The organism is Lentzea sp. NPDC051838 (assembly GCF_040681245.1).
GTDB lineage: Bacteria > Actinomycetota > Actinomycetes > Mycobacteriales > Pseudonocardiaceae > Lentzea.
The window spans coordinates 88,231-94,531 of the sequence record NZ_JBFAYI010000033.1; the positions used below are offsets into that span (position 1 = coordinate 88,231).

General features: G+C 69.8%; 4 protein-coding genes. 3 read left to right on the forward strand and 1 reads right to left on the reverse strand.

Features of this window, described 5'->3' with window-relative positions; all coding sequences use genetic code 11:
- Positions 1-10 precede the first annotated feature (10 nt).
- Positions 11-1,624 carry a DUF2207 domain-containing protein gene (locus AB0M24_RS40580; protein ID WP_363779143.1) on the reverse strand — a complete coding sequence of 538 codons (1,614 nt, stop codon included), beginning with the start codon at positions 1,622-1,624 and terminating at the stop codon, positions 11-13.
- Positions 1,625-2,101: 477 nt separating this feature from the next.
- Here AB0M24_RS40580 and AB0M24_RS40585 point away from each other — a divergent pair, with 477 nt between their 5' ends.
- The 3 genes from AB0M24_RS40585 to AB0M24_RS40595 all read left to right on the forward strand — a co-directional run bounded on the left by AB0M24_RS40585 (position 2,102) and on the right by AB0M24_RS40595 (position 5,400).
- Positions 2,102-3,142 (forward strand): neutral zinc metallopeptidase, encoded by a 1,041-nt coding sequence (locus AB0M24_RS40585; RefSeq protein WP_363779145.1) that lies wholly within the window; start codon positions 2,102-2,104, stop codon positions 3,140-3,142.
- Between the two features lie 187 nt (positions 3,143-3,329).
- Positions 3,330-4,484 (forward strand): neutral zinc metallopeptidase, encoded by a 1,155-nt coding sequence (locus AB0M24_RS40590; protein WP_363779147.1) that lies wholly within the window; start codon positions 3,330-3,332, stop codon positions 4,482-4,484.
- 58 nt (positions 4,485-4,542) lie between these two features.
- Positions 4,543-5,400 carry a neutral zinc metallopeptidase gene (locus AB0M24_RS40595; RefSeq protein ID WP_363779149.1) on the forward strand — a complete coding sequence of 286 codons (858 nt, stop codon included), beginning with the start codon at positions 4,543-4,545 and terminating at the stop codon, positions 5,398-5,400.
- Positions 5,401-6,301: the final 901 nt, after the last annotated feature.

A 6,301-nucleotide genomic window follows, 5' to 3' on the forward strand; every position in this document is an offset into this window, starting at 1 on the left:
GCCCGCCAGCCTACGGGTTCGGCGCTCGGAGCGATCGCAGGTGGCCCGCCTGGGCGAGCACGCCGTCCAGCGCCCCGAGGAACGCGGGGAAGCTGCGGCGGAAGTCGGACGCGTTCCCGTACCAATAGAGGTCCTGCTGCCCGAACGTCGAGAGCCAGCGCTCGGTCTCGCCGAGCACCACGGCGTACGGGAGCGAACGGGAGAACACGAGCTCGCGGTCGTCTTCGGGGACGTCGTTCGGCGTCACGCCGTGCAGGTACCCGCGCAGGCCCCGGACGTGTTCCAGCAGTTCGCTGCCGCGCTTGGTGCGGGCGGGCATCGAGCGGGCACCGAACGCCAGCGCGACACCACCGACCGCGACCGCGAGGCCGAACAGCGCGTTGCCGATCGTCAGCGCCAGCACGACCGTGGCGACCACGCCGAGCACCGCGATGCCGATGCCGACCCACCAGAACAGGCTGCGCTCGGCGTCGGGGCGGCGCACGAACCAGCGCTTCTCGACGACGTCGGTGTACAGCTCGTCGCGGACCCTCGCGAGGTCGATCCCGCGGCCGCGCAGCTCCGACACCGTCACCGCCTCTGCCCCTTGCGGCAGAAGAGCTTCGTAGACGGCCTTCTCGTAGCCGGACAACGACTCGTCGGCCGGGTTGCGGCGCACGATCTGCCAGTCGTGGCCCTCGGTCTCGGCGATCCAGAGGTAGTTGCGGACGGCGAGGTCGATCACCGTGGCCGTCACGTCGACGACGTCCACGTGCTCGTCGACGACCGTGCCGACCTGGCCGGGCAGCACCCCGTCCGGCGAGGCGAACGCGACCCTGTCGTTCTGGTCGCGCACCAGCACGGACACCGCGCCGACCTCGCTGGACAGTGCCGCGACGTCTCGGCCGCGGAGGTACCAGAGCAGCGCGACACCGCCGAGCAGGAGGATCAGCAGCCCGCCGAGCGCGATGCCGCTCACCGGGGTCAGCGCGAACGCGGCGGCCAGTCCGTTCTGCTCGACCACGACCGCGTTCGGCGGCACGACACCGGCCGAGAGTCCGATCGCGACGTCGACGCGTTCGCCGGCGCCGAGCTTGATCTCCTGCGCCCGCACGCCCTTGCCGTCCGCGAGATCCGCGCTCGTGCACGGCTGCGACGACCCGACCGGACCGGCGAGGCAGTTGACCGACGTCGGCGAGTCCGGCGCGGAGAACGTGACGGCGACCTTGTCGAGCTCGGTGTCCCAGCCGCCCGCGACCTGCCAGCGGACCTCCAGCGCGTCACCGACGGGGGCCACTGCGCCGACGACCGTGTATGTCAGCGTGGCCTGGCCACCCTCGAACCTGACGCTGAACTGGTCGTCGGTGACCGTCGCCTTGCCGTTGCCCTCGACCTTCGCGTCGGTGACCTCGTACTGGCGCTCCAGGTCGTTGCCGACGGCGAGTCGCAAAGGGACGGTCCGGCCGACGGTCTTGCCGTCCGGCACGTGAACCGTCTCGGTGATGGTCAGCTTGGAGTCGCGCTCCAGCTTCATCCGGACCTCGGTGCTGACCGTGCCTGGAAGCGGCTGCGCGAGCGCGCCAACAGCCGTTGTGGACGTCAGCGCGGCCGCGGCGAAGATCGCCACTCCCCAGTTCTTCAACACGGCTGCGGACAATAGCGGAGTCCTCATATGCTCCGGCGGACTTTCGAACAGACGCCATCTGGGGGATTTACGGCGATGACGCAACCACCGCCACCGGGCAACCGACCACCACCACGCCCGGTAGGCCAGCCACCCGTGCCCCCGCCACCGCCGTACGGCCCGCCGATGCCGCAGCGCCCACCCGGAGCCCGTCCGCAGGGCCCGCCGCCCTACGGACCACCGCCCACGAGCCCAGCGCCGATGGGCCCGTCGCCCATGCGTCCAGTGGGCCCACCGCCTGGGGGTGCGCCACGCCCCGTGGTTCCGCCGCCCGCCGTTCCGCCGCGTCCGGTCGGTCCGCCACCGGTGAGCTCGCCGCCGATGGGACCGCCGGCCGGTGGCGCACCAGGCCGTCCTCCGATGGGCGCGCCACCCATGAGCCCGCCGCCGTACGGCCCACCTCCTGGCCGCGCACCGCTTCCTCCACCGCGCCCGGTGATGCCTCCGCCGCAACCCACCTGGGGCCACCAGCCCCAGCCGGGCTTCGCGCCCTACCCGATGGTGCCGCCGCCACGCAGGAGCAGCAGCGGCCCGATCCTCGCCCTCGTGCTGGGCGGCGTGGTGATCCTCGGCCTCGGCGCGGTGGGCGTCTTCGCGGCCAGCTTCAACAGCAAGGTGAAGGACACGGGCTACTCGAGCTACACGACCTATAGCCCCACCTACACCTACACAACGACGACCGAGACCACGACGACCACGACGACGGCGGCCACCCGCACGTCGTCGACGAAGGCGCAGTCCACGCCGACGCAGCCGCCCGGCCCGAAGGCGGTCTACCGGCTCGCCGACCACCCGATCTTCAGCACCGGCGTCGGTGCCAACGACTTCGCTTCCTGCCCGTTGCCGCCCATGCGCTACGACCCGGCGGGCGAGGAGGCGTTCCTGTCCGCCGCGCTGCCGTGCATCGAGAAGGCGTGGGAGCCGGCGATGAAGGCCGCCAACCTGCCCTACCAGCCCGTTGAACTGACCCTCGTCACCGCGCCGATGCAGTACCCGTGCGGCACGGTCCGCACGGACGCGACCGCGCGCTACTGCCAGGGCGGCATCTACTGGCCGGCGGGCTTCTACGCGAACGAACAGGGCGGCACCCGGCACCCCGGCGTCTACCTGGGCCAGCTCAGCCACGAGTACGGGCACCACATCCAGTGGCTGGCGGGCTTCCTCAAGGCCGCGGGCGAGGCCCAGTACGACGCCGGCGGCTTCGACACGGCGAAGGGCCTGGACCTCAACCGCCGCAAGGAGCTGCAAGCCACGTGCCTCGGCGGCATGACGCTCGCACCCTTCTCGCACAAGAACGTCATCCCGATGGACGTCGTGAACATGGGTCTGTCGGACGCCGGCCAACGCGGCGACTACGACCGCACACCGGCTGACCACGGCAGCGCGCCCAACAACAACCGTTGGGTGATGCACGGCCACAAGCAGAACGACATCAAGGCCTGCAACACCTGGGCCGCGAGCTCAGCGGACGTCTCATGAACCGATCCCCCGTCCCGCGCGTCTCACAGAGGTGGACGGGACGCGTTAGCCCGGTCGGGGGACGCATGATCTCGCTCCGCATATGCTCGTACCCGACCCAGGCTCACCAATAGGGGGACCTCAGGCGATGACGCAACCACCGCCACCGGGCAACTGGCCACCGCCACGCCCGGTCGGGCCTCCGCCCATGCCCGCACCACTCGGGCAGCGTCCGCCTCAAGGTCCGCCACCTCCGTACGGCATGCCGCAGCAGGCCCCGCCGCCACCGCAGTGGGGCCCGCCACCCGGCCCGCGCCCGGTCATGCCACCGCCGCAGCCCTCCTGGGGCACGCCTCCCGGTGGCTACGCGCCGTACCCGGTCATGCCGCCGCCCCGTCCCAAGAGCAACGGCCCGATCGTCGCCCTGATCCTCGGCGGCGTCGTGATCCTCGGCCTCGGGGCGGTGGGCGTCTTCGCGGCGACCATGAACAGCAACGTCAAGGACGCGGGCTACTCGAACTACACGACCTACAGCCCCACCCTCGCCGACACGACGACCACCGAGACCACGACGGCGACGACGACCACGTCGCGCGCCCCGGCCTCGCGCACGCCGTCCACCCCGGCGACCCCGGTGGGTCCGAAGGCCGTCTACGCCCTGGCCGACCACCCGTTCCTGAAGCCGAACTTCGGCGCGAACAACGTCGGCGGCTGCCCGCTCCCGCCCATGGACTACTCCCCGCAGGGCCAGGACGCCTTCCTGCGCGCCGCCCTCCCGTGCATCGAAAGCATGTGGAAGCCCGCCCTGGCCGCCGCCAACCTGCCCTACCAGCCGGTTGAGCTGCACGTCGTCACCGAGCAGATGCAGTACCCGTGCGGCACCGTGCGCCCGGACTCGACCGCGCGCTACTGCCAGGGCGGCATCTACTGGACCGCCAACGCCTACGCCGCGGAACGCAACCCGAACAACCCGAACCACCCCGGCAAGTACCTGGGCCAGCTCGCCCACGAGTACGGCCACCACATCCAGTGGCTCACCGGGATGCTCAAAGCGTCGGACCGCGCGCAGTACGACGCGGGCGGGTGGGATACTCCGAAGGGCCTCGACCTCAACCGCCGGATGGAGCTGCAAGCCACCTGCTTCGGCGGCATGAGCCTGGCCCCTTTGTCGCACGGCGCAGTTCCGATAGATGTAATCCGTGTAGGCCTGACCGACGCAGGCAACCGAGGCGACTACGACATCTACCCCACCAAGGACCACGGCACCCCGGAGAACAACGCGAACTGGGTGGACCGCGGTTACCGCTCGAACAAGGCCTCCGAGTGCAACACCTGGGCAGCGGACGCAGGCTCAGTCTCCTAGATCGAAAGGGGCAAACGTGACCCAACCAGCGAGGAACAACCCGGTCATGCTCGGGGCCGTGTTCGTGCTGGTGGTCGCCTTCGTCCTCGGAATCGGTCAACTGAGCCGCCCCAGACTGGTCACCGGCCACGCCCTGGCAGGCTCCCGCCCAGCCCCGTCACCTTCAACCTCGACGGAGCCGTCGACCCCGGTCCGCCCCCGAGCCGTCTACCGCCTGGCAGACCACCCGTTCCTGATCACCGCGGCCTCGATCCCCCCGGTGACCTGCCAGCTCCCGGTCTTCGGCGTCACGGACCAACAACTGGCCGCCTACTACGCGGCAGGCGTCGAATGCCTGGACGCAGCCTGGGGCCCTCTGCTCGCCTCCGCGAACATGCCCTTCGAGAAGCCCACCCTCGACGCCTCGCCAACCCTCAAAGACGGCCCGTGCGGCGCGGCCCCGGAATCCGACCACGCAGTCGCCTACTACTGCGGCCGCAACCGAACCATCTACATGCCCACCAGCCGCCTGCGAGACAACGGCGGCGGCGACGCCCCAGCCACCCACCTGGCCACCCTCAGCCACGAGTACGGCCACCACGTCCAAGCCCTGACCGGCCTCCTGCGCGCAGCCGACCTCAAAATCACCGACGCGGGCGAGAAAACCCCAGCGGGCCTGGAAATGTCGCGCCGAATCGAGCTCCAAGCCAACTGCTTCGCGGGCATGTTCCTGACCAGCGCCTCAGGCAAGGGCTCCATCACCCCAAGCCTCGCCCGCCAGGCCCAGGAAGACTTCCAGTACGCAGTCGAGGAAAAGCCCGAAAACAACGCCCACGGCACAGCCGCCAACCAGGCCACCTGGGCAAGCACAGGCTTCAAATCCAACTCGACCACAGCCTGCAACACCTTCGCGGCCCCAGCCCAAGCAGTCGCCTAGCTCAACCGAGCCCGCTCATCCACCACCCGAGTCGGCTCCCCAAGAAACACCCGCAGATCCCTCACACCCCCATACGCCAGGTTCAACGTGGTCAACTCGTAGTGCCACGAGCCATCACACAACCCAGCCACCCGGTGGTTGATCCGCCACCGAACCCACTCCCCACGCCGCAACCGCACAGCCGAGGGCCGATGCCACCGCCGAGGCGCTCCGTGCATGGTGTCCCGCAACAACACAGCCAACACCTCATCCTCCTCGACCAACTCAAGGCGATCAGGGTCAACCGAGCGGCGCTCGACCCCCCACACCGGCGCGAACCCGTTCCCCTCGTGCTGAGTCACCTGATGCACAGCGGCCCGCCCATGAGGCAACGCAAACGCCTCAGCAGCAGCATTGCGCAAGGCGGCCCCACCCCCACCCCGAGACGCCTTGCTCCAGGACGTCCGCACCCACAGCACAACAACATCCAGGTCCACCAGGGGATGGAAGCAACAAGCGCCAGCGAGAGCGACCACTTTTCAAGCCCGAGGCAGGGGCGAAGGCGAAGCCGAGCTGCCTTGGTGAAGGCGTAGCCGAGCTGCCTTGGTGAAGGCGTAGCCGAGCTGCCTTGGCGACGCCGAAGGCGAGCTGCAGTGGCGAAGGCGAAGCCGAGTTGCCTTGGCGAAGGCGAAGGCGAGCTGCAGTGGCGAAGGCGAAGCCGAGTTGCCTTGGCGAAGGCGAAGCCGAGCTGCCCTTAGCCAAGAAAAACCGGGGGGGGTGGGTCCCGTCACGAGTCGTGGCTGATCGTTGGCCGCGCCCGAGGAGGGGTGTCAACTCGACACGCTTTTCGTCGAGTTGACACCCCTCCTCGGGTGTGGCTCGCTCGGACGCGACTCGTGACGGGACCCACCCCACCAACGCA